General features: G+C 68.3%; 21 protein-coding genes. 16 read left to right on the top strand and 5 right to left on the bottom strand.

Features of this window, described 5'->3' with window-relative positions; all coding sequences use genetic code 11:
• Positions 1–72 precede the first annotated feature (72 nt).
• From mihF to H507_RS15700, 7 genes are all read left to right on the top strand, one after another.
• Entirely contained in the window at positions 73–384 is a 312-nt protein-coding gene (gene mihF / locus H507_RS0108410) for an integration host factor, actinobacterial type (protein ID WP_022910275.1), read from the top strand.
• 42 nt (positions 385–426) lie between these two features.
• Positions 427–1,023 (top strand): guanylate kinase, encoded by a 597-nt coding sequence (gene gmk / locus H507_RS17860; RefSeq protein ID WP_051139724.1) that lies wholly within the window; start codon positions 427–429, stop codon positions 1,021–1,023.
• 9 nt (positions 1,024–1,032) lie between these two features.
• Positions 1,033–1,377, top strand: coding sequence for a DNA-directed RNA polymerase subunit omega (rpoZ, locus tag H507_RS17855; RefSeq protein ID WP_026377984.1), 345 nt, complete (start codon positions 1,033–1,035; stop codon positions 1,375–1,377).
• A 144-nt stretch (positions 1,378–1,521) separates the two neighbouring features.
• Positions 1,522–2,712: a methionine adenosyltransferase gene (metK, locus tag H507_RS0108395; RefSeq protein ID WP_022910274.1), complete on the top strand. Its 1,191-nt coding sequence runs from the start codon at positions 1,522–1,524 to the stop codon at positions 2,710–2,712.
• Positions 2,713–2,745: 33 nt separating this feature from the next.
• Positions 2,746–4,776 carry a primosomal protein N' gene (locus H507_RS0108390; RefSeq protein ID WP_022910273.1) on the top strand — a complete coding sequence of 677 codons (2,031 nt, stop codon included), beginning with the start codon at positions 2,746–2,748 and terminating at the stop codon, positions 4,774–4,776.
• A 6-nt stretch (positions 4,777–4,782) separates the two neighbouring features.
• Complete coding sequence (fmt, locus tag H507_RS0108385; RefSeq protein WP_022910272.1) at positions 4,783–5,724, top strand: methionyl-tRNA formyltransferase; 942 nt, start codon at positions 4,783–4,785, stop codon at positions 5,722–5,724.
• Positions 5,721–7,082 (top strand): RsmB/NOP family class I SAM-dependent RNA methyltransferase, encoded by a 1,362-nt coding sequence (locus tag H507_RS15700; RefSeq protein ID WP_040438041.1) that lies wholly within the window; start codon positions 5,721–5,723, stop codon positions 7,080–7,082. Before fmt ends, H507_RS15700 begins: the two co-directional genes overlap by 4 nt.
• On the opposite strand, the gene H507_RS0108375 is transcribed toward H507_RS15700, so the two are convergent.
• From H507_RS0108375 to H507_RS17845, 3 genes are read right to left on the bottom strand one after another with little or no spacing between them, the layout of a single operon-like run.
• Positions 7,074–7,604: a hypothetical protein gene (locus H507_RS0108375; protein WP_022910270.1), complete on the bottom strand. Its 531-nt coding sequence runs from the start codon at positions 7,602–7,604 to the stop codon at positions 7,074–7,076. The two genes, H507_RS15700 and H507_RS0108375, sit on opposite strands and share 9 nt — an antisense overlap.
• A gap of 30 nt (positions 7,605–7,634) precedes the next feature.
• Entirely contained in the window at positions 7,635–8,504 is an 870-nt protein-coding gene (locus tag H507_RS17850) for a chymotrypsin family serine protease (protein WP_157438936.1), read from the bottom strand.
• Positions 8,395–9,063 (bottom strand): hypothetical protein, encoded by a 669-nt coding sequence (locus H507_RS17845; RefSeq protein WP_157438935.1) that lies wholly within the window; start codon positions 9,061–9,063, stop codon positions 8,395–8,397. The genes H507_RS17850 and H507_RS17845 overlap by 110 nt, the downstream gene beginning before the upstream one ends.
• Before the next feature lie 67 nt (positions 9,064–9,130).
• On the opposite strand from H507_RS17845, the gene rpe reads away from it, so the two are divergent.
• The gene (rpe, locus tag H507_RS0108365) at positions 9,131–9,805 is read left to right on the top strand and encodes a ribulose-phosphate 3-epimerase (protein WP_022910269.1); all 675 of its coding nucleotides are present in this window, start codon (positions 9,131–9,133) and stop codon (positions 9,803–9,805) included.
• Between the two features lie 62 nt (positions 9,806–9,867).
• On the opposite strand, the gene H507_RS0108360 is transcribed toward rpe, so the two are convergent.
• The gene (locus H507_RS0108360; protein WP_022910268.1) at positions 9,868–10,740 is read right to left on the bottom strand and encodes a PAC2 family protein; all 873 of its coding nucleotides are present in this window, start codon (positions 10,738–10,740) and stop codon (positions 9,868–9,870) included.
• A gap of 75 nt (positions 10,741–10,815) precedes the next feature.
• Here H507_RS0108360 and metH point away from each other — a divergent pair, with 75 nt between their 5' ends.
• Genes metH through arc form a run of 5 tightly spaced genes read left to right on the top strand, consistent with a single transcriptional unit; the run spans position 10,816 to position 19,322 of the window.
• Positions 10,816–14,319, top strand: a complete 3,504-nt coding sequence (gene metH, locus H507_RS0108355; RefSeq protein ID WP_022910267.1) for a methionine synthase — start codon at positions 10,816–10,818, stop codon at positions 14,317–14,319.
• Positions 14,320–14,334: 15 nt separating this feature from the next.
• Positions 14,335–16,041 (top strand): hypothetical protein, encoded by a 1,707-nt coding sequence (locus H507_RS0108350; RefSeq protein ID WP_022910266.1) that lies wholly within the window; start codon positions 14,335–14,337, stop codon positions 16,039–16,041.
• Positions 16,042–16,099: 58 nt separating this feature from the next.
• The gene (locus H507_RS18285; RefSeq protein WP_051139723.1) at positions 16,100–16,795 is read left to right on the top strand and encodes an HAD family hydrolase; all 696 of its coding nucleotides are present in this window, start codon (positions 16,100–16,102) and stop codon (positions 16,793–16,795) included.
• 5 nt (positions 16,796–16,800) lie between these two features.
• Positions 16,801–17,742, top strand: coding sequence for a tRNA (adenine-N1)-methyltransferase (locus H507_RS0108340; RefSeq protein WP_026377978.1), 942 nt, complete (start codon positions 16,801–16,803; stop codon positions 17,740–17,742).
• Positions 17,742–19,322, top strand: coding sequence for a proteasome ATPase (gene arc, locus H507_RS15695; RefSeq protein WP_022910265.1), 1,581 nt, complete (start codon positions 17,742–17,744; stop codon positions 19,320–19,322). Before H507_RS0108340 ends, arc begins: the two co-directional genes overlap by 1 nt.
• Here the strand turns inward: arc and H507_RS0108330 are convergent.
• A complete protein-coding gene (locus H507_RS0108330) occupies positions 19,291–19,653 on the bottom strand; it encodes a DUF3054 domain-containing protein (protein WP_022910264.1) in 363 nt (120 codons plus the stop codon). The genes arc and H507_RS0108330 overlap by 32 nt on opposite strands.
• Before the next feature lie 37 nt (positions 19,654–19,690).
• On the opposite strand from H507_RS0108330, the gene dop reads away from it, so the two are divergent.
• The 3 genes from dop to H507_RS0108315 are packed head-to-tail and all read left to right on the top strand — an operon-like array spanning position 19,691 to position 22,478.
• A complete protein-coding gene (gene dop, locus H507_RS0108325) occupies positions 19,691–21,187 on the top strand; it encodes a depupylase/deamidase Dop (RefSeq protein WP_022910263.1) in 1,497 nt (498 codons plus the stop codon).
• A complete protein-coding gene (locus H507_RS0108320; RefSeq protein ID WP_022910262.1) occupies positions 21,184–21,411 on the top strand; it encodes a ubiquitin-like protein Pup in 228 nt (75 codons plus the stop codon). Before dop ends, H507_RS0108320 begins: the two co-directional genes overlap by 4 nt.
• Positions 21,408–22,478: a prephenate dehydrogenase gene (locus tag H507_RS0108315; RefSeq protein WP_022910261.1), complete on the top strand. Its 1,071-nt coding sequence runs from the start codon at positions 21,408–21,410 to the stop codon at positions 22,476–22,478. The genes H507_RS0108320 and H507_RS0108315 overlap by 4 nt, the downstream gene beginning before the upstream one ends.
• The last annotated feature ends 69 nt before the right edge of the window (positions 22,479–22,547 follow it).

Below are 22,547 nucleotides of genomic sequence, written 5' to 3'. Positions count from 1 at the left end.
GCCTGATCCACTACGTTGTTTGACTGTCGCGGACGCCCTCACGCCGCGAGTTCGAGATGGAAAGAAGGGGACATGGCCATTCCGACGCTGACGCCGGAGCAGCTGCAGGCTGCCCGCGCCGCCGCCACGAAGGCACGCCGCGAGCGGGCCGACCTGAAGGAGAGGATCCGCACCGGCCAGCTGTCGTTGTCCGACGCCCTCGACCAGGCCGCCTCGAACGAGGTGCTGGCCCATCTCAAGGTGGTCGACCTGCTGAAGTCGCTGCCGCGCGTCGGCGAGAAGCGTGCCGCAGAGATCATGGAACGCCTCGAGATCGCCCAGAACCGTCGCCTGCGTGGTCTCGGTCGCCACCAGATCGCCGGCCTCAAGGCCGAGTTCAACTGACCGGTGCCCCACGACGTCGCCCATTCTGTGTCGCCGCCCGAGATGCCGCACAGCAGCTCGTTCGACTCACTCCCCGAGAACCATTCCGGGGTGATGGTCGTCTCGGGGCCTACGGCAGTGGGCAAGGGCACCGTTGTCGCCCGACTGCGGCACGCCCACCCCGAGGTCTTCGTCTCGGTGAGCGCCACCACCCGTCCACCCCGACCGGGTGAGGTCGACGGCCGCCACTACCACTTCGTCAGCGAGGCCGAGTTCGACCGGCTCGTCGCCGAGGACGGCCTGCTCGAGTGGGCGGTCGTGCACGGCAGGCATCGCTACGGAACCCCGCGTCGGCCCGTGGTCGAGGCCGTGGCGGCACGTCGTCCGGTGATCCTGGAGATCGACCTGCAGGGTGCCCGACAGGTCAGGACCACCTACCCGGACGCCCGTCAGGTCTTCCTGTCACCCCCCAGTTGGGACGAGTTGGTGCGCCGCCTGATCGGGCGTGGCACCGAGTCCCCGGAGCAACAGCAACGACGTCTCGCGACCGCCGTCGACGAGTTGGCGGCCGCCGACGAGTTCGACTGCGTGGTGGTCAACGGCCAGATCGATGAAACCGTGGCCCGTTTGGTAGAGTTGCTCAGTCTGACCAGCCAGTGAGAGGTATCCGTGAGCGTCAACGAAGCCCAAGGCATCATCAACCCACCGATCGACGACCTGCTCGACAAGGTGGACTCGAAGTACCGTCTGGTGCTTTTCGCCGCCAAGCGGGCCCGTCAGATCAACGCGTACTACAGCCAGCTCGGTGAGGGCCTGCTCGAGAACGTCGGGCCGCTCGTCGACTCCGGCGTGACCGAGAAGCCCCTGTCGATCGCCATGCGCGAGATCCAGGCGGGCGTGCTCGAGTGCAACCCGATCGACCCCGAGGCCGAGGCCGCCGCGCGTGCGGAAGCCGCTGCCGAGACCCCCGACCTGAACTTCGGCGACCCGTTCGCCGACCTGGACCCCGCCTGATCGCTGGGTCCTCCCTCGAGGGGCAAGCTTTTTGCCCCGCTCCGGCCTGATCGCTGTACGGGTCAGGTCGGAACCGAGGTCCCGACCCGCAGAGTGCCGGTCGGAGAGAGCTGGGCTCGTTGCCCGGCAGACAAGGAATGACACGTGACTCGTCTGTTCACGTCAGAGTCCGTCACCGAGGGCCACCCCGACAAGATCGCGGACGCCATCTCGGACGGAGTGCTTGATGCCCTCCTGACCGACGACCCCAGCAGCAGGGTGGCGGTCGAGACCCTCGTCACCACGGGCTTGGTCGTGGTGGCCGGTGAGGTCACCACGGAGGCCTATGCCGATGTCGCCCGCATCGCCCGTGACACCATCCTCAGGATCGGCTACGACTCGTCCCGCAAGGGTTTCGACGGTGCCTCCTGTGGTGTCTCGGTTGCGCTCGGCGCCCAGTCACCTGACATCGCCCAAGGGGTCAACGCGGCCGTGGAGGCCCGCGGTGGCTCGGTCGATGCCTTCGACCTGCAGGGCGCCGGCGACCAGGGACTGATGTTCGGCTATGCCTGCACCGAGACCCCCTCGCTGATGCCGCTGCCGATCGACCTCGCCCACCGCCTCGCCGAGCGGCTGACCGCGGTCCGCATGGACGGCACCCTCGACTACCTGCGACCCGACGGCAAGACCCAGGTGACCATCGAGTACGACGAGGACTTCCGCCCCGTCGGCCTCGACACCGTGGTGCTGTCGACCCAGCACGCCGAAGGGGTCGATCTCGCGGCGACGCTGGAGCCCGACGTGGTCAGGCACGTGATCGAGCCGGTGCTCGAGCGCTACGAGCTCAGGCACTCCGACTACCGCGTGCACGTGAACCCGACCGGCAAGTTCGTGATCGGCGGCCCGATGGGTGACGCGGGGGTCACCGGCCGCAAGATCATCGTCGACACCTACGGCGGCATGGCTCGCCACGGCGGTGGCGCGTTCTCGGGCAAGGACCCCTCGAAGGTCGACAGGTCGGCGGCGTACGCCATGCGCTGGGTCGCCAAGAACGTGGTGGCCGCCGGGCTCGCGACCCGCTGTGAGGTGCAGGTGGCCTACGCCATCGGCAAGGCACAGCCCGTGGGCTTCTACGTCGACACCTACGGCACCTCGGTGGTGCCCGAGGAGCAGATCAAGGCCGCGGTGCGTGAGGTGTTCGACCTGCGTCCGGCGGCGATCGTCCGCGACCTCGACCTGCTGCGACCGATCTACTCGCAGCTGACCGCCTACGGTCACTTCGGACGAGAACTCGAGTCGATGACCTGGGAGCGCACGGATCGGGCCGAGGCCCTGGCGAGGGCGGTCAAGGGCTGAGGGACTGTCGGTGGGTGTCCCTAGAGTGGCGACGTGGACCAAGACCAACTGATCGAGGCACCCGGGGTGACCGCGCCGCAGGCGGGGATCGCCTCGGTCATGCTCGATGTGCCGTTGGCCAACGTCGATCGTCCCTTCGACTACGCCGTACCCGCCGACCTGGACGAGACCGCGGTCGTCGGCGCTCGGGTGCGGGCCAGGTTCGCGGGTCGGCTGGTCGACGGGTTCGTGGTGGGACGGCCCACCTCGTCCAGCTTCTCCGGTCAGTTGGCGCACCTCGACAAGGTGGTCTCGGGCGAGCCGGTGATCACGCCCGCCCAGGTGCAGCTGATCCGCGCCACCGCCGACCACTACGCAGGGACGTTCGCCGATGTCATGAGGATGGCCGTCCCGCCCCGGCACGCGGCCACCGAACGGGCAGACCAGGCGACGTGGCCAGTGCCCGACCCCGCCGGTGCGCCCCCCTCCGGCGGGTTGTCCGACACCACGACCGGCGCGCGTTTCCTCGCTGCCCTCGAGCGCGGCGAGGCGGTGCGCGGATTCTGGCAGGTGCCGACCGTTCACCATCCCGCGGGCGACATCGCCCGCGGTGTCGCCCAGGCGGTGGCGGCCGCGCTGCGGGCCGGACGGGGAGCGTTGGTGCTCGTCCCCGACCTGAAGGACATCGCCCGGGTGCAGCCGGCGCTCGAGGCGGCGCTGGGCCCCCGGACCGTCGCGGTGCTGCAGTCCGAATCGGGTCCCGCGGCCCGCTACCGCAACTATCTCTCCGTGGTGCGGGGACAGGCCCGGGTGGTGCTGGGCACCCGTTCGGCGATGTTCGCCCCGGTGCGTGACCTGGGTCTGGTGGTGGTGCTCGACGACGGGGACGACCTTCATGCCGAACCTCGCACCCCGTACCCGCACACGCGACAGGTGGCCGCCATGCGGGTGCCCATCGACGGCTGCGCGCTGCTGCTGGCATCCCGGGCCCGCAGCTGTGAAGCGCAGGCGTGGGTCGAGGCAGGCTGGATGCACCCCCTGGAGCTGCCCCGGGGCGAACTTCGACGGATGCTCCCGTTGGTCAAGGTCGCGGCCGACTCCGATCGCGCCATCGCCCGTGACCCGTTGGCGGCACAGGTTCGGCTGCCCCAGGTGGTCTTCGAGACGATCAGGGTCGGGCTCACCCAAGGACCCGTGCTCGTCCAGGTGCCCAGGGGTGGCCATCTGCTGGCGCTGCGCTGCGAGCGATGCCGCGAACCTGCCCGCTGCCAGCACTGCCACGGACCCCTGCAGACCCGACGGGAACCGGGCGCCGCGGAGCAGCAGGTGTCGTGCCAGTGGTGTGCTCGGCCGGTGGGTCAGTGGCGCTGCCTCGTGTGCGGAGGCGACCACCTGCGGGCGCCCCTGGTGGGGGCCTCCCAGACGGCGGCCGACTTCGCGCGTGCCTTCCCCGGTGCGGCCGTCGTCGACTCCTCACGGGACCACGTCGTCGACGAGGTCGGTGACAAGCCCGTCCTGGTGGTGGCCACACCCGGGGCCGAGCCCCGGGCATCGTCGGGGTACGCAGCCGCGGTGCTGCTGGATGCCCCCCAACTCCTGGCCCGCGCCGACCTGCGTGCCGGTGAGGAGGCGCTCAGGCGCTGGCAGGTGGTGGCGGGGCACGTTCGTCCGGGAGGCGACGGCGGCACCGTGTGCATGGTGGGACCCATCGACGACCCGGCCGTGCAGGCCTTCGTCCGGCAGGACCCGGCAGCCTACGCGGCTCGTCTGCTGGGTGAACGTCTCGAGGCGGGGTTCCCTCCCGCCGTCAGCTTCGTCACCCTCGAGGGCACCGCTCAGGCGGTCGATGAACTGATCGTCTGGGCGGCGCTGGCGGAACTGGAGTCGGTCGAACTGCTGGGGCCCGTGCCGATCGAGGGCCCCGGTGTGGGCGGTGAGGTCGACGGGCTGGTGCGGATGATCGTGCGTGCCCCGCGGGCGCAGGGACGACAGGTGGTGGGGGCGATCGCGGCGGGGCTGGACCAGCGTGCCGCCCGCAAGGCGACACCGGTGCGGGTGCGCGTCGATCCCCAACAGTTAGGGTGAACAGTTGTGACAGCACTGAAGATCGGATTCGCCGGCACTCCCGAGGTGGCCCTGCCCGCGCTGGCCGCCCTGGCCGAGTCCGAGCATGAGGTCGCAGTGGTGATCACCCGCCCCGACGCCCCCGCCGGACGAGGGAAGAAGCTCACCGCCTCATCGGTCGCGCAACTGGCCGCGGAGTTGGGCATCCCGGTGCTGAAGCCCTCTCACCCGCGCGACCCCGAGTTCCAGGCCGCGCTGGTCGCGTTCGGGCTCGATGCCGTCGCGGTCGTGGCCTACGGTGCGTTGCTGCCGCAGTCAGCGCTCGACCTGGTGCCGCACGGGTGGGTGAACCTGCACTTCTCGTTGCTGCCTCGATGGCGTGGAGCGGCCCCGGTGCAGCGGGCCATCTGGGAGGGCGACCAGGTCACCGGCGCCACCACGTTCCGCATCGTCAGGGCCCTCGACGCCGGTCCTGTGTTCGGCACGATCGAGACGCCCGTCAGGTCTGGGCAGACAGCTGGGGAGTTGCTGGACGAGCTTTCCCAGTCCGGAGCCCAGTTGCTGGTCAAGACAATGTCGGCCATCGCTGACGGTGCTGAGCCGACCGAACAGGCCGACGAGGGCCTCACCGTTGCCGCGAAGATCACCGTGGACGACGCCCACGTCGACTTCGGCGTGCCGACTGACGCGGTGGACCGTCAGATCAGGGCCGTGACCCCCGCGCCCGGTGCGTGGGCCCAGTTCACGAGCAATGGGGTCGAGGAGAGGTTCAAGATCGTCTCGGCGACGCCGGTTCACCTCGACGAACCCTTGGGACCCGGTGAGTTGCGCGCCACCAAGCGGGCACTGTTGGTCGGCACCGTCGATGGTGGGCTGGAGTTGGTTCGGGTGCAGCCGCACGGCAAGAAGCAGATGGCGGGTGCCGACTGGGCCAGGGGCGTACAGGTGACGGGAGCACGGCTGTCATGAGTGATGTGTTGTGGTTGGCGACTCAGGTGATGACCCGGGTGACCCGCGACCAGGCCTATGCGAATCTGGCGCTGGACGAGGTGCTGCGCCAACACCCCGATCACCGCCGCAGTGTGGCCGAGGTGACCGAACTGGTCTACGGCACCTGCCGCCTGATGGGCACCCACGACCGCGTCATCGAAGCGGCCTCGCGTCGCCGCCTGACGGACCTGCAGCCCCAGGTGGTCGACCTGCTCCGGCTCACCAGTCACCGGATGCTGGCCATGCGCACGCCCAACCACGTCGCCGCCCAGCAGGCCGTCGACCAGGCCCGCACGCGCATTCACCCGAAGGTGGCGGGCCTGGTCAATGCCGTCTCGCGGCGAATCAGCGAGAGGAGCCTCGACGAGTGGGTGCAGACGCTGTCGAATGGGCTCGACTCGATCGACGCTCTCGCGCTGCGTACCCATCACCCCCGTTGGATAGCCGAGTCGTACCGTGACCTGCTCGGTGACGAGGCCGAAGCCGCGCTGCTTGCCAACAACCTGCCGGCCCAACCCGTGCTTGTCGTGCGGCCGGGGCTGATGCGGCTCGACGACTTGCCGGGCGACGACATCACTCCCACGCGGTGGTCGCCGTTCGGCTTCACCTCCCGACAGCGTCCCGCCGACATTGCCGCCGTGCGTGACGGACGGGCCGGCGTGCAGGACGAAGGATCACAACTTGTGGCGACCGCGCTGGCCACGGCCGTCGACGCCACCGGCCCGTGGCTCGACCTGTGTGCTGGGCCCGGCGGCAAGGCCGCCCTGCTGGTGGGTCTCGCCCGCCGCAGACACACGTGGCTGCTGGCCAACGAGGTCGCCCCCCACCGTGCCGACCTGGTGGCCCAGGGAACGAGGGCTTATCCGGACGGTGTGCAGGTGATCTGCGCCGACGGTCGAGCGCCCGCGTGGCTTCCCGATGAGTTCGCGGCCGTCATGGCCGATGTTCCGTGCTCGGGGCTGGGGGCGCTGCGTCGTCGACCCGACGCCCGCTGGCGCAAGGACACCGCCGACGTGGCTGGGTTGACCGGCCTGCAACTCGACCTCGCCCACATGGGCGCCGATTCGCTGGCCGGCGGGGGAGTGATGGCCTACGTCACCTGCTCTCCGGATCGACGCGAGACGACCGACGTGATCGACGCGCTGCTCGCCGAGCGCGACGACCTTGACCTGCTGGACGCACCCGCTGTGCTCCAAGCAGTCGCGGGGGGCGCGACGTCGGGTGAAGCACTGCCCGATGTCTCGGTGCCCGGGCATCCGTTGGTGGCTCAGTTGTGGCCCCATCGCCACGGCACCGACGCCATGTTCCTGGCGCTTCTGCGCCGTCGCTCAGCGTGACCGGAGTGGGCGGCCACGAGCGGCGACCCACGCCAAGGCCAAGATGCATGCGGCGTTGAGCGCCCCAAAGGCGATGTAGACCAACAAACCGTGTTTGTAAGGGAAATATGCGTGGCACTGCCCGTCCAATACGGCGCAGCTCGCTGACAAGTGGATAGTGGTCAGCCAAGAAAAATACAGCGCGGCCCCCGCTGTCATCACCACCAGCTGGACCATGAAAAGAACCCGGATCTTTGACACGACGATCAGGGGGGCGTGGCTGTTCCGCCGAAGAGCGATCCAACCAAGTATTATGGAAAAGGCGGTGGCCACGGTGGTGGTTCCGACATGAACCTGTGCCGCGTGGCGAGTGCGATCCATCGTGTCGCACAGCCCAGTCCCGAAGCATCCGGCGATTGAGTAGATGTAGGTCATTCCTACGAAGACCGACACGGCTCCTAGGTCGATGAGCGCTAGGAAAACAATGAGAAGCGCCCACAGCGCCCTCAACGGGCGGAAACGTGTGTGGTCGACAAAAGTCACGTCAGTCGATCATGATCGCGTGCGGTATGCTCATTGGAGTTTTGGCGTGAGGGACGGGAAGTAGATCCGTGCGTCGGCCCACGTGGCGAAGGCGAGCGAGGTTCCGCACAGCTCTGAGGTAGCGCTTGAGATCACGCCTGCCGTTGCCCATTTGCCGTCGTTGGCCACGAACCACACGATCCCTCCGCTATCGCCCCCACCCACGCATCCTCCCTGGGTAGAGGTCATCCGCCAGCCGTAAGTGTAGATGTATTGGGTTGTACCACCGGTGGCCGAACCCTTTACCGTCGCAACCGTGAGGTCTCGACCGGTGACCTTCCATCCGCAAGATCTGAAATTCGTGGCTCCGGAGACGCACATCGTCAGGCCAGTGTAATCAGTCGAAGGAGATGGGTAGGTATCCTGCGCGTGATTGATCACATCCCCCGAACTGGTCCCAGTATAGTAGGAAGCACCGTAGTTGTTCGCGGCAGGAGTGGTGTGGAGAAATACCCACGCCATGTCCACCACCGATGAGTTCCCAACAGCTTGTGTCTGTGTCGAATACGTCTTGGCCATGGTTTTCCACACGGAGCCCACCTCGCGATGGCGACAGCCGGCGAGAGCGCAGAGAATTCCCCCTTCAGTGAGAGACTTCCCATTCCACGCCCAGCGCGGTGTGGAGGCGGCGCCGTACGGGGCACAGTGCCCTGCGGTCGCCATCACCTCGTACCCTTCGCTGATCGCTGGGAAGCCGGCGGTACAGATCACGGGCTCCTTCAATTTGTCGAGCGAGTTCGGATCATTGAGGTCACTCCCTGGCCAGTAGAGCTTGATTCTGGTACCACCCCATCGCGGAGGATTGTCCTCGAAACGGCCGTAGAGGGCTTGCATTGGCCCCTCCACGACGGTGGTGACCACGCGAACCCCTAGGAAACGCTCCAAGTCGGTTGCGTTGCCCGCCCAAGAACTGGACCCGCAACTCCAAGGCATTCTCTCGGTATTCGAGTCCAACGCCCATCAGGCCCGCCAGCCATTCCTGTGGAACGCCGCGGTCTTTCCAGCGTGACGACTCCAGCTGCGCCCCAAGCTGCTCGCTGGAGTAGGTGACGCGCACCACGGCTACGTCGAAGCCTGATGAGTCGATCTCTTCCTGCCATTGCCTGCGCGCGCCGTCGGCATCGCCAGCCACGTAGAGGGTGACGGTGTTGTTCTCATCGACCCAATAGCCAGCGCGTTGATCGGTGGGCAGGGTCTGCACAAGACCTTGGGCCCATAGGGCACGTCGGGTGCTGTCCGCAGGCTCTTCAGGCGGGGCGGTGTCCTGGTGGCCGACCTCAGCACGCTTGGAGGCTTCGGCCTGGGAAACCGGCGGGGTTGGTTCCCCCACCGCCGTGGAAGCCAAGCCTCCTGCCACGAGCACCATCAGCACGACGTACGCAACCAGGCGATGTCTCGAATCTGCCGCCTGAATCTTCATGGAAGGACGCTAACTCCATGGCACCTAGGTAGCAAGGGTTTCCAGTTCTGCTCGGTAGTCTGATGACATGTCGCTCCCCGCCATGCAGATCACCCCGAGCGTCCTCAACGCCAACTTCGCCGAGCTGGGCGCCGAGATCGCGCGGATTCCGTCGGCGGACATGGTCCACGTCGACGTGATGGACGGGCACTTCGTCCCCAATCTGACCATCGGTCTGCCCGTCGTGGAGTCGATCCGCAAGGCGACCGACAAGCTTCTCGACATCCACCTGATGATCGAGGACCCCGATCGCTGGGCCCCCGATTACGCGGCCGCGGGCGCTGACTCGGTCACCTTCCACGTCGAGGCTGCCCGCGCGCCCATCCGGCTCGCCCGCGAACTCCGCAAACTCGGCGCGCGCGCGTCCATGGCCCTGAAGCCGGCCACACCCATCGACGGCTTCGCCGACATGCTCACCGAGGTCGACATGGTGTTGCTGATGACCGTCGAGCCGGGTTTTGGCGGGCAGAGCTTCCTCGACCTGGTGTTGCCCAAGATCCGGCGCACCCGAGAACTGGTGCGCCGGACGGGTGCGCAGATCCTCGTCCAGGTCGACGGGGGAGTGTCGGTCGACACCATCGGACGAGCCGCCGAGGCGGGTGCGGACGTGTTCGTGGCGGGGTCGGCTGTCTATCGAGCGGACGACCCCGACGCCATGGTCAACGAACTGCGCGACGCTGCGGTCAAGGGGTGCCAACACTGAGATCTCGACACGTCACTGGTGCCTCGCTCCTGCTGGAATGACGCCGAAGGCGGTCTTGTCCGTCAGCCGCGTCGCTCGGGCCCGGGGTGGTCGCGACCGGGGCGCGAGCGTCCCAGCCAGCGCTGGAACTGGGCCGCGATGTCGTCGCCGGTGGTCTCCTTGAGGTCGGCGTCCTGGGCCGCTTCGAGCTCGGCGATGTAGCGGGCCACGTCGGGATCGTTCTCGGCCAGCTGGTTGATCGTCTGCTCCCACTCGGCCACCTCGTCGTCGAGGTCACCCTCATCGATGTCGAGATCGAGCACGTCGCTGAGTCGGCGCAGCAGGGCCTGTTTGGCCTTCGGGCACTCGCGCTGGGGTGAGTAGTGCGGGCTGGACCCCCACAGTGATGCGGTGGGGATGCCCAGGTCGGAACAGGCCCGGTGCACCAACCCGGTCATCCCGGTGGGACCCACGTAGGTCTCGGGATCGACCCCCAACGCGGAGGCCAACTCGGGGGTGCTGGCGTGACCCGAGACCGGCAGCGGTCGTGAGTGCGGGTCGTCGGTGACCATGCAGCCGACCGTGATCACCATCGCGGGTTCGAATCCCTTGATCAGGCCCGTCAGTTCGGCGAGGAAACTGCGCCACCTCAACGCCGGCTCCGGGCCGAGCACGCAGATGACGTCCCGTTCGGGATGTTCAACCCTCCACACCTTCACCTGTGGCCAGTCGATGAACCGTTCGCCCGATTCCTCCTTGCGGATCTCGGGCCGCTGCTCGGTGTAGTCCCAGTAGGCCTCGTCGTCCAGGATGGCGACCTCCTCAGCCGGGTCATACATGTCGACGAACTGTCCCACTGCCCCGGTCGCTGCCTCGCCCGCGTCGTTCCACCCCGAGAAGGCGACCAGCACCACCGGGGTGGAGGGCCGTGGATCGGCGGGTGTGAGACGCGACATGGATCGAGACTAGCGCCGTCCGCCGAGACTGAACACCGTCGTCGCCGCGCGTGTGCCACGCCTAGAGTGGCCCCCATGACATCTGCCATTCGTGACGTCCTGGGCCGCCGTGTGCTGATCGCAGACGGAGCCATGGGCACGATGCTGCAGACCTACGACCTCGACATCGAGGCCGACTTCCAAGGCCATGAGGGCTGCAACGAGGTGTTGTCGGTCACCCGCCCCGACATCATCGCCGACATCCACCGCGCCTACTTCGACGCCGGTGTCGACATGGTCGAGACCAACACCTTCGGGACGAACCTGGCGGCCCTGGCCGAGTACGGCATCACCGATCGCCTCGACGAGTTGGCCGAGGCGGCCGCCCGGATCGCCCGTGAGGTCGCCGACGAGGTCACGGCCCTGACCCCTGAGAAGCCACGCTTCGTGCTGGGCTCCATCGGCCCCGGCACGAAGCTGCCCACCTTGGGGCACATCGGCTTCCGTGAGATCCGTGACGCCTACCAGGCCCAGACCACCGCGATGATCCGTGGCGGCATCGACGCCGTGCAGATCGAGACCGCCCAGGACCTGCTGCAGGCCAAGGCCGCCGTGATCGGTGCCAAGCGGGCCCGCGCCGAGGCCGGCGTCGACCTGCCCATCTTCGTCAACGTCACCGTCGAGACCACGGGCACCATGCTGCTCGGTTCCGAGATCGGGGCGGCGTTGACCGCCTTGGAGCCCTTGGGGATCGATGTGATCGGGCTCAACTGTGCGACCGGTCCCGCCGAGATGACCGAACACCTGCGCCACCTCTCCCAGCACGCCCGCATCGGCATCGGGACGATGCCCAACGCCGGCCTCCCCGAGCTGACCACAGACGGTGCGCGCTACCCGCTCACCCCCGAGCAGTTGGCCGAGGCCGCCACCCGTTTCGTCCGCGACTACGGGTTGAGCGTGTTCGGCGGATGCTGTGGCACCACCCCTGAGCATCTGCGCCACGTCGTCGAGGCCCTCCGGGAGCACCCGGTCGAGCCCCGCAGCCCGCGTCACCAGAACTCCGTCAGCTCGCTGTACCACGAGGTCCCGTTCGCCCAGGACGCCAGCTACCTCGCCATCGGTGAGCGCACCAACGCCAACGGTTCGAAGGCATTCCGGGAGGCGATGCTGGCCGACAACATCTCCGAATGTGTCGACATCGCGCGCGCGCAGACCCGCGACGGGGCCCACGTGCTCGACCTGTGTGTCGACTACGTGGGACGCGCCGGGGCCGACGACATGCGGCGGATCGGCCGCGAGTTCGCGACCGCCGTGACGTTGCCCGTCGTGCTCGACTCGACCGAACCCGAGGTGGTCGAGGCAGGGCTCGAGACCTTCGCCGGTCGCTCGATCATCAACTCGGTGAACTTCGAGGACGGTGACGGTCCCGGGTCACGGTTCGCCCGGGTGATGCCCGTCGTCGCCGAACACGGGGCCGCCGTGGTCGCCCTCACCATCGACGAGGAGGGCCAGGCGCGCACCGCGGAGTGGAAGGTGAGGGTGGCCAGCCGGCTGATCGATGACCTCACCCAGAAGTGGGGCATGGAGGTCGGCGACATCCTGGTGGACTGCCTCACCTTCCCCATCGGCACCGGCCAGGAGGAGACCCGTAAGGACGGCCTCGAGACGATCCAGGCCATCCGCGAGCTGAAGGCCAAGTACCCCGGCGTGCACACGACGCTGGGCGTGTCGAACATCAGCTTCGGCCTCAACCCGGCCGCCCGTATCGTCCTCAACTCCGTCTTCCTGCACGAGTGCGTGGAGGCGGGCCTCGACTCGGCCATCGTGCACGCCGCCAAGATCGTGCCGATGGACCGGGTCCCCGAGGAGCAGCGACAGGTCGCGCTCGACATGGTCTATGACCGTCGTCGTGAGGGATATGACCCGCTGACCCGCTTCCTGGAACTGTTCGAGGGTGTCACCACCGCCTCGATGAAGGCCGAGCGCGAGGCAGAGCTGGCCAGCCTGCCGCTGAACGAGCGGCTGCAGCGGCGCATCGTCGACGGCAACTCCAAGGGGCTCACCGTCGACCTCGACGAGGCCCTTGCCACCAAACCGGCCCTCGAGATCATCAACGAAGACCTGCTCGCCGGCATGAAGACGGTGGGCGAGTTGTTCGGTTCCGGGCAGATGCAGCTTCCCTTCGTGCTGCAGTCCGCCGAGACGATGAAGGCGGCCGTGGCCCACCTCGAACCGCACATCGAGAAGGTCGAGGGAGACGAAGGGGGCAAGGGCACCATCGTGCTCGCCACCGTCAAGGGTGATGTGCACGACATCGGCAAGAACCTGGTCGACATCATCGTGTCGAACAACGGCTACACGGTGGTCAACCTCGGCATCAAGCAGTCGATCACCGACATCATCGCCGCCGCCGAGGCCGCACGCGCCGACGCCATCGGCATGTCGGGGCTGTTGGTGAAGTCGACGATGGTGATGAAGGACAACCTGGCCGAACTCAACGCCCGCGGTCTCGCCTCGCGGTACCCGGTGCTGCTGGGCGGCGCTGCCCTGACCCGCGCCTACGTCGAGCACGACCTCAACGAGATGTTCGAGGGAGAGGTGCGCTACGCCAAGGATGCCTTCGAAGGGCTGACCCTGATGGACTCCGTGATGGCCGTCAAGCGTGGCGTCCCCGGTGCCACGCTTCCCCCGATCCGCCAACGTCGGGTGGCCCCGAAGGTCACCGTCGAGATCCTGGAGCCGGAGCTTGGGGTGCGCTCCGAGGTCGCCCGCCCGACGCCCGAGGGTGGTGTGGACGTGCCGACCCCACCGTTCTGGGGTTCGCGGGTCACCAAGGGCATCGCGCTCAACGAGATCATCGGCTGGTTGGACGAGCGCGCCACCCTGATGGGCCGCTGGGGTCTGCGCGGCTCCCGCGACGGGGCGTCCTACGAGGAACTCGCTGCCACCGAGGGCCGCCCGCGGTTGCGGGCCTGGTTCGAACGCATCCGCTCCGAGGGGCTGGGGGAGTTCGGAGTGGTGCACGGCTACTGGCCGGTGGTCAGCCGTGACGAGACCCTGATCGTGCTCGACCCCGACGACCACTCCCGCGAACTCACCTCGTTCACCTTCCCGAGGCAGCGTCGAGACCGTCGCCTGTGCCTGGCGGACTTCTTCAGGGACGAGACGGAGGCGGCCGAACTCGGCCCGGACGTGCTCGGCATGCAGCTGGTCACCATGGGTGGCGCCGTGGCGCGTGCGACGTCGCAGCTGTTCGCCGCCAACTCCTACCGGGACTACCTCGAGCTGCACGGACTGTCGGTACAGCTCACCGAGGCCTTGGCGGAGTACTGGCACCACCGGGTGCGCGGCGAGTTGGGGTTCGTGGCCGAGGACGGTGACATCGAGTCCGCCATCGCCGACCAGGCCTATCGCGGGTCGCGGTACTCCTTCGGGTACGCCGCCTGCCCTGACCTGACCGACCGCATCAAGCTGGTGGAGTTGCTCGACCCGAGCCGGATCGGCGTCGAGTTGTCGGAGGAACTGCAGTTGCACCCGGAGCAGTCGACCGACGCGATCGTCGTGCACCACCCGGAGGCGAAGTACTTCAACGCCCGCTGAGGTACGTTTCCTGTCGTGAACGAGGGTTTCACCGATGAGCGGGTGCGGAAATGGCTCGCCGCGCGCCCTCGTAGGTGGCTGCGGTGGGTGCTGACAGGGCTGTGGCTGGCTGCTTTTGTCGTCTCGGCGGCAAGCGAACCCACCGTCTGCACGCTCGATCAACCGTGTGGCCCTGACCTGACCTTCTCGGTCGCGATGGTGTTGTGTTTCGTCACCGTGGTGCTGGTGTGGTGGCGTCCGCTCGTGGCGGCCGTGAGCGCCGTCGGCTTCGCCCTCACCGACCTGACCTGGGACCCCCTGTGGCAGGCCAATCTTGCGTGGACACTGGTGGCCTTCCCGTTTGTGGGTTACGCCGGTCACGTGCTCCATTGCGCACGACGACAGCGCGAGGTCGCCAGCGAGGGTGCCGTGGCCTCGTGGCGGCACTTGTCCTCCGCTCGCGTAGGGGAGACCGTCGACCCCGATCGCCGGCTCGTCGTCGGACTTGTCGTGGTGCTGTGCCTGATCGCCGGTGGTGGGTGGTTCGCGTACGAGCGGGCCGTGCATCGCGATGCCATGCTCGAAGCGCGCAGCATCGTCGTCGCGGGACTGGTGACCAGCGCAGCCGATGAAGACGACAGACAGACGATCCGGCTCGAGCAGGTTCCAACGGGTGTTCCGGAGGAGGTGCGTGTCGTCTTCATCGATGTTCCCCAAGTGGGGGACGAGGTGAGGCTTCGGCTTGATCCTCAGGACTCCTCGTGGGTACATCCGGTCGCCGAGCCCCCTGATCGCACGTGGTGGGTGACCATCTCCGGCGGAGCGGCCCTGCTGGCTTCGCTCCTGATGGTGGGTCGTGCCGAGAGGTTGCTGAGGCTGCGGCGTCTGGAGCGTGACCCGCCGAAACGGGGCGTGCTCGTGCGAGCCGTGAGCAATCCCTGGGAGCACAGGACCCACCTGATGGCGCTCAACAGCACCCGCGGGTTGGCCAGTTTGGTGCACGACGAGTCAAACCACGACGCTCCGGACGATCAGCCCCGCGAACCGATGTCGGGGTATCTGGCCGGTGACGTCCGCGTGGGCGGATGGGTGAACCTTCACTTCGTCGACGGCTCGGTAGCGTCCTACGGTCGCTTGGTCGATCTGCCCCAGGGAACGACGATCGACACCCTCGCGCTCGACGAGAACGACGAGGACGAACTTCTGGCCGATTCCGATCCCGTACCGTCCAGTGCCGTCCCCGCGCAGTTGCCCGTTGTGGTCGCCGAGCCGTGGACCCTACGGGTGCTCGGACTGCTGGTGGCCATGGCCGCATCGGCGCTGCCGGTTTGGTTGGTGCCCGGCTCGGGCCTGCGCTGGGGTGTGATCGTGGTCCCACTGTGGGTGGGCATGGCTCTGAACTGGGGCATCGGGCGGGTCCTCGACCGCGTTCGGGTGACCGACAAGGAGTTCGTGGAGATGTCGGGTTTCTCCGTCGTGCGAACTTCGATGGGCATGGTCGATGACGTGCGGGTGTGGGGCGACAGCGTCCTTGTGGTCCTTGCTGACGGACGGATCCTTGGCATCAAGCCTCGGGGCGTCACCGCCCAGAGTGTGGGCGCAGCCATTCAACGAGCGGTCGAGGTCGTGCCCGAGTCGGACGACGGGACAGCCGGGTCATTCCGACTTCGCTGGACTGCGCTGATCCTGGTGGTCGGCATGATCCCTACGGTCGTCACGGTGATCACCCATCTGTTCCACTGACCACCTGATCCGCTGAAGGGTTTGCCATGCGTCCCGTGCGGACGAGACTCTAGAGAACATGAGTGCTGAGTCGTCCTACCCCGTGACCGAGGCGAATACGGTCGAGGCCGTGCTGTGGGACTTCGACGGCACCCTCGTCGACTCCGAACCCTTCTGGATCGAGGCCGAGTTCGCGCTGGTGGCCGAGCACGGCGGCACCTGGACGATGGAACAGGCGCTCAGCTGCGTCGGCGAGTCCCTGCCGTCCTCGGCCGACAAGATGCTCGCCGTGATCGAGCCGGGGCACGGCTACACCACGTGGGACTGGGTGGGCCTGTTGGTCGAGCGTGCCGGGGGAGTGATGGCCCAGCACGAGATCAACTGGCGTCCCGGTGCCGAGCGGCTGCTGCGTGAACTGTCCGCCACCGGCGTCCGGCAGGCGCTGGTCACCTCGTCGCCCAACGACTTCATCCGCGGCGTCATCGAGCGGCTCGACCCGATGCCCTTCGAGACCATCGTCACCGCCGAGACGGTGTCGCGGCACAAGCCCGACCCCGAGCCCTACCTGCACGCCGCCAGTGCACTGGGGGTCGACGTGACCCGCTGCGTGGTGCTCGAGGACTCCCGCGCCGGCACCGCCGCCGCCCTGGCCGCCGGTGCCCGCGTGGTGACCGCGCCCAGCGTCGACGGAACCACCTACGAACAGACCGACATCCTGTTGGACTCCCTGGCCGACGTCACCGCCGACCACCTGCTCGACACCTTCTGGAAGTGAGTCCCGTGACCGACATCTCCCCCGAACCCAACTGGTCGGGCGTCCGCACCGGGCCGCTGCGAGCCGGTGAGCGGGTCACCCTCACCGACCCCAAGGGACGACGCCACAGTCTGCTGCTGGGTGAGGGCAAGGAGTTCCACACCACCAAGGGGGCCATCAGCCATGACGAGCTGATCGGCGGCCCCGAGGGAGTGGTGGTCACCTCCACCGGGGGCATGAAGTTCCTGGCCCTTCGTCCGATCATGAACGAGTTCATGGTGTCGATGCCCCGCGAGGCTGCCGTGATCTACCCCAAGGACGCCGGCCAGATCCTGATGTGGGCCGACATCTTCCCCGGCGCCCGGGTGATCGAGGCCGGGGTGGGGTCCGGTGCGCTCAGCATCGCCCTGCTGCGCGCCATCGGCCCGACCGGACGACTGAACTCCTACGAGCGTCGCGCCGACTTCGCCGAGGTGGCCCGCAAGAACGTGGAGTGGTTCATCCAAGGCAAGCACCCCGGTTGGACGCTGACCGTCGGCGACCTGCAGGACACGATCCGCGACGAACCCGTCGACCGGGTCGTGCTCGACATGTTGGCCCCCTGGGAGTGCGTGGACGCGGTCGCGAACGTGCTCGTCGCCGGCGGGGTGCTGTGCTGCTACGTGGCCACGGCCACCCAGTTGGGTCGCACGATGGACACCATCCGCGCCCATGGCGAGTTCACCGAACCCAAGGCCTCCGAGACCACGGTGCGCGACTGGCACGCCGAGGGGCTGGCGATCCGTCCCGGCCACGGCACCACCGGCCACACCGGGTTCCTGGTGTTCGCCCGTCGGCTCGCCCCGGGTGTGCAGGCACCCATGCGCAAGCGGCGACCGGCCCCGGGTGCCTACGGTCCCGACTACTCCGGCCCGAGGCCCGCGAACGTGCCGATGGAGAACCAGCAGGTTCCCGAGGCAGGTGCCTGATGGTCGACGAACTCGAACTGGCTCAGCGTCGGCTCGCCGACGCCCGCACCGACGCCCGCCAACTGGCTGCCCAGAACGAGACGTTGAACCGCACCCTCAAGGAGGCGCGCGGCCAGTTGGTGTCGCTGCGCTCCCAGCTCGATGCGTTGCAGCAGCCCCCGCTCGGCCGCGCCCGGGTGGTGGGTCGCGCGGGTGACCTGCTCGACGTGCTGCACCTGGGGCGCGCCCTGCGCGTGGCGACCGCCCCCGAGGTGGGCGCCGAGAACTTCGAGTTGGGTGACCTGGTGCTGCTCAACGACGCCATGATCGTCGTCGGCAGCCTGGACGACCCGATCGCCGCCGAGTTGGGCGAACTGGCCAACGTGATCGAGGTGAGAGGCGAGTTCGCCGTCGTCTCGGCCGGCAACGACGAAGCCAGGGTGCGGCTGGTGCCCCGGCTTCTCGCCGCCGCCGTTGAGGCCGGCGACTCGGTGCTGGTCGACCGGTCGGCCCTGCTGGCGCTGAGTGTGGTGGCCCGTCGTCCGGTCGACGAACTGGTGCTGGGCGAGGTGCCCGACATCAGCTACTCCGACATCGGCGGACTGTCCGACCAGATCGAGCGGATCCGTGACGCGGTCGAACTGCCCTTCCTGCACCAGTCGCTGTTCGCCACCTACCAGTTGAAGGCTCCCAAGGGGGTGCTGCTCTACGGGCCGCCTGGGTGCGGCAAGACGATGATCGCCAAAGCCGTCGCCAAGTCGCTCACCGACCAGCTGGGCGTGGCCACCGCCACCTCGGAGAGCTGCTTCATTTCCGTCAAGGGTCCCGAACTGTTGTCGAAGTACGTCGGCGAGACCGAGCGGCAACTGCGGCGGGTGTTCGAACGGGCCCGCGAGCAGGCGACCATGGGTCTGCCGGTGATCGTCTTCTTCGACGAGATGGACTCGCTGTTCCGTACCCGCGGGTCGGGTGTCTCCTCCGATGTGGAGTCGACGATCGTGCCCCAGTTGCTGGCCGAGATCGACGGGGTGCAGGAACTCGAGAACGTCATCATCATCGGCGCCTCGAACCGTGAGGACATGATCGACCCGGCCATCCTTCGTCCGGGTCGTCTCGACGTGAAGATCAAGCTCGACCGGCCCTCGCGCGCCGGGGCAGACGAGATCATGGCCAAGTACCTGGTGCCCACGGTGCCGCTGCACGCCGACGATGTGCGGCTCGCGGGCGGGCAACCCGAGCGGGCCGCCTCGGAGTTGATCGACGCGGCGGTCACCCGCATCTACGACCGTGGCCCCGACAGCGAGTACATCCGGGTCACCTACGCCTCGGGTGACACCGAGGTGTTGCACTACGCCGACTTCGTCTCCGGAGCCATGCTGCGCAACATCGTCGACCGTGCCAAGAAGTATGCGATCAAGGAGGAACTCGCCGGACGAGCCGGTGGCGTGAGCCGCGGCGGTCTGCTGCAGGCCGTCAACGACGAGTTCCGCGAGAACGAGGAACTGCCGAACACGTCGAACCCCGACGACTGGGCCCGCATCTCGGGCCGGAAGGGCGAGCGGATCGTGTTCATCCAGCCGTTGACCGGCGATCGAGCCTGACCCACAGCAGGCGCCAGCCGATCAGGAACACCGCCAGCACCACCGTGGCGACCACGATGAAAGGGACTGCGGTGCCCTCGCCGGTCCAGCGGCGCAGCAGCATGCCCCCGACCACCGTCACCAGCCACACGAAGACCCCGGCACCCAGGGTGGTGGTCGGCCGCTTGCGCACCAGCAGCACCACCCACGCCACCAGCAGGGCCGTCATGAACGGCCAAGCGGTGTGCACGATGCCGGCGGGCACCAGCGACTCGCCGTGACTGACCCGGCCGATGGTCGCGAAGATCGCGACCAGGATCAGGTCGATGATGATGAAGTGCTGCTTCTGCATGGTTCCCTGAGCCTATCGGCCCGATAGCGTCTCGTTCGTGAGCGTGGTGGGCATCGAGAACGAGTACGGCGTGGCCGTCGAGGGCGTGCACGGCGACCGCGTCGACCCGATCACGCTGTCGGCCGCCGTGGTCACGGCCGGCACCTCGTTGGCCTCCCGCTGGGACTACGCCACCGAGTCCCCGTTGCGCGATGCCCGCGGCTACCACCTGCCCCGGCACGAGGCGCTGCCCGACCAACTCACCGACGAGACCCGTTACGCCAACCGGTTGCTGGGCAACGGCGCCCGGTTCTACGTCGACCACGCCCATCCGGAGTACTCCGGGCCTGAGGTCACCTCGGCCCGTGACGCCGTCGCCTGGGACCGGGCCGGTGACCTGATCGTGCAGGCCGCCGCCGAGCAGGCCTCAGCGACGCTGGGGGAGCGGGTGCGGGTGTTCAAGAACACCACCGACGGCAAGGGCTCGTCCTACGGCTGCCACGAGAACCACCTGGTGCCGCGAGGGGTCCCGTTCGACGCGATCGTCGAGGGATTCACGACCCACCTGGTCAGCCGGGTGCCGTTCACCGGTGCCGGACGGGTCGGGATCGGCCAACACGGAGAGGTGACGGGGTTCCAGATCGCCCAACGTCCCGACTTCTTCGAGGCCCGGGTGGGACTCGAGACCACCGTCCGCCGGCCGTTGATCAACACCCGGGACGAACCCCACGCCGACGTGCTGCGCTGGCGACGGCTGCACGTCATCACCGGCGACGCGCTGGTGGGGCAGTGGGGCACCTGGCTCAAGGTGGGGGCGGCGTCATTGGTGTTGCAGGCCATCGCCGCCGGCCTCACCTGGCCGAGTGTGCTCAACCCGGTCGCGGCCTTCCGCGCCTACTCCCATGACCCGTCGCTGCAGCAGCGCTGGACCTGCAGCGACGGCGTCGACCGCACCGCCGTCGAGGTGCAGCGGATGCTGTGGGAACGGGTGTCGCCCGTGGTCGCCGGCGCGGTCGGCGAGTGGTGGCTGGACGATGCCGGCGCTGTGCATGCCGCCTGGGGTCAGGCGCTGGACGATGCCTCCCGTGGGGCCGACGCTCTGGCCGACAGACTCGACTGGGCCGCGAAGTACCGGCTGTTGCAGGGCCTGTCGCAGCGCGGCGGGCTGGACTGGTCGAGCCCCAGACTGGCGGCGCTCGACCTGCAGTGGGCCGACCTCGACCCCGACAAGGGCATCGGGTTGACCCTGGAGCGGCAGGGGGCGCTGCGCACCGTGGTCACCCCCGCCGAGGTCGAGCACGCCCGTACCGAACCCCCGGCCACCACCCGCGCCTGGCTGCGCGGGTGGGTGCTGCACCACTTCGCCGGGCACGTGGTGCAGGCCACCTGGGACCAGTTCACCGTGCAGGTCGGCGGACGAGTGGTCACCGTGCGCCTGCCCGAACCCCTTGACCACACGGCCGCCCGCTGGGACCACGCCCTCGACGAGGTCACCGACGCCGCTGAAATGTTGAGGGTGCTCGAGACCGGCGGCGCTAGGCTGGAGCGATCATGAGCGAGCAGGAGCGGTCCCAGGAACGGGCGCAGCAGCAGTCCCAGAACACGGGCCGAGGATTCGGCAGCGGTGCCGGAGGCCCCCACGCCGGTCAGGAACAGGTGCAGCGCCAGACCCAGGAGTCCGACGCAGCCTTCGATGCGCTGCTCGACCAGATCGACGCGGTGCTCGAGACCAACGCCGAGGAGTACGTGCGCTCGTTCGTCCAGAAGGGTGGGCAGTGACCGCCCCCGAGGCGGATCACGCAGTCGTCGTCATCATCGGCGCCGGGCTCGTGGGCGCCAGCATCGGACGAGCCCTCGTGACCGCCGGCCGCACGGTGCACGTCGAGGACCGGGTGCCCAGCCACGCCATGGTCGCCGCCTCCCGCGGTTCGGGCAGCGTCGAGCCCGCCGCCGCCGACGAGGTGGGGCTGGTGGTCGTGGCCGTGCCGCCCGATGCCACCCCCGCGGCCGTCGCCGACGCACTCGAACGCTTCCCCCACGCCGTGGTCACCGATGTGGCCAGCGTGAAGACCCGGGTGCTGAGCGAACTCATCGCCGCCGGGGTCGACGTCTCGCGTTACTGCGGCTCGCACCCGATGGCAGGCTCCCAACACACCGGGCCGCTGACCGCTGACGGCGACCTGTTCGTCGACCGCACCTGGGTCGTCACCCCGCACCGGCGGATGGAACCCCGCGCCCAGACCGTCGTCGAGCAGTTGGTCGCCGACTGCCGCGCCCGCGCGGTCGAGATGCTGTGCGAGAACCACGACGAGGCCGTCGCCCAGGTCTCGCACCTGCCCCAGCTGATGAGCTCCCTGACCGCCGGGCACCTGCGCAGCGTGCCCGCCACCCACCTGGCGCTCGCCGGGCAGGGGATCCGCGACGTCACCCGCATCGCCGGGTCGGACCCGGTGCTGTGGCGACAGATCATCGCCGCCAACCGGGAGGCCGTGCAGCACGAACTACGGGCCGTCCGCGACGACCTCGACGCACTGATCGAGCACTTCGACGACCCCCAGGCGGTCGAGGACTTCATCGCCCGCGGCCGGATCGGGGCGCTGTCGCTGCCCGGCAAGCACGGCGCACCGTCACGTGCGACGGTGCCCGTCGTCATCGTCATCCCGGACGAACCCGGTGCCCTGGCCCGGCTGTTCAGCGACATCGAGGCGGCCGGCGTCAACGTCGAGGACCTGCAGATCGAGCACGACCCCGAACGCCAGATCGGCTACCTCGCGGTGCAGGTGGTGCCCGAGTTGGCCGAGCAGCTGACCGCCCAGATGGTGGCCGCGGGACGACAGTTGCGCTGAGCACCGCTCGGTAGTGTTCGTGCAAAGTTAACCGGGGCGCCCGCAGATGTCGGGTGTCGGCAAGGTGTC

The organism is Aestuariimicrobium kwangyangense DSM 21549, assembly GCF_000421525.1.
GTDB lineage: Bacteria > Actinomycetota > Actinomycetes > Propionibacteriales > Propionibacteriaceae > Aestuariimicrobium > Aestuariimicrobium kwangyangense.
Note: the sequence above shows the minus strand (reverse complement) of the source record. Positions and strands in the feature narration are given on the sequence as shown.

What these genes read in the sequence shown, in the direction of transcription:
- gmk (WP_051139724.1), top strand. Translation starts at nt 427, where the DNA reads ATGCCGCACAGCAGCTCGTTCGACTCACTCCCCGAGAACCATTCCGGG.
- mihF (WP_022910275.1), top strand. Translation starts at nt 73, where the DNA reads ATGGCCATTCCGACGCTGACGCCGGAGCAGCTGCAGGCTGCCCGCGCC.
- rpe (WP_022910269.1), top strand. Translation starts at nt 9,131, where the DNA reads ATGTCGCTCCCCGCCATGCAGATCACCCCGAGCGTCCTCAACGCCAAC.
- H507_RS17845 (WP_157438935.1), bottom strand. Translation starts at nt 9,063, where the DNA reads ATGAAGATTCAGGCGGCAGATTCGAGACATCGCCTGGTTGCGTACGTC.
- H507_RS0108360 (WP_022910268.1), bottom strand. Translation starts at nt 10,740, where the DNA reads ATGTCGCGTCTCACACCCGCCGATCCACGGCCCTCCACCCCGGTGGTG.
- H507_RS0108330 (WP_022910264.1), bottom strand. Translation starts at nt 19,653, where the DNA reads ATGCAGAAGCAGCACTTCATCATCATCGACCTGATCCTGGTCGCGATC.
- metH (WP_022910267.1), top strand. Translation starts at nt 10,816, where the DNA reads ATGACATCTGCCATTCGTGACGTCCTGGGCCGCCGTGTGCTGATCGCA.
- arc (WP_022910265.1), top strand. Translation starts at nt 17,742, where the DNA reads ATGGTCGACGAACTCGAACTGGCTCAGCGTCGGCTCGCCGACGCCCGC.
- H507_RS15700 (WP_040438041.1), top strand. Translation starts at nt 5,721, where the DNA reads ATGAGTGATGTGTTGTGGTTGGCGACTCAGGTGATGACCCGGGTGACC.
- H507_RS18285 (WP_051139723.1), top strand. Translation starts at nt 16,100, where the DNA reads ATGAGTGCTGAGTCGTCCTACCCCGTGACCGAGGCGAATACGGTCGAG.
- H507_RS0108320 (WP_022910262.1), top strand. Translation starts at nt 21,184, where the DNA reads ATGAGCGAGCAGGAGCGGTCCCAGGAACGGGCGCAGCAGCAGTCCCAG.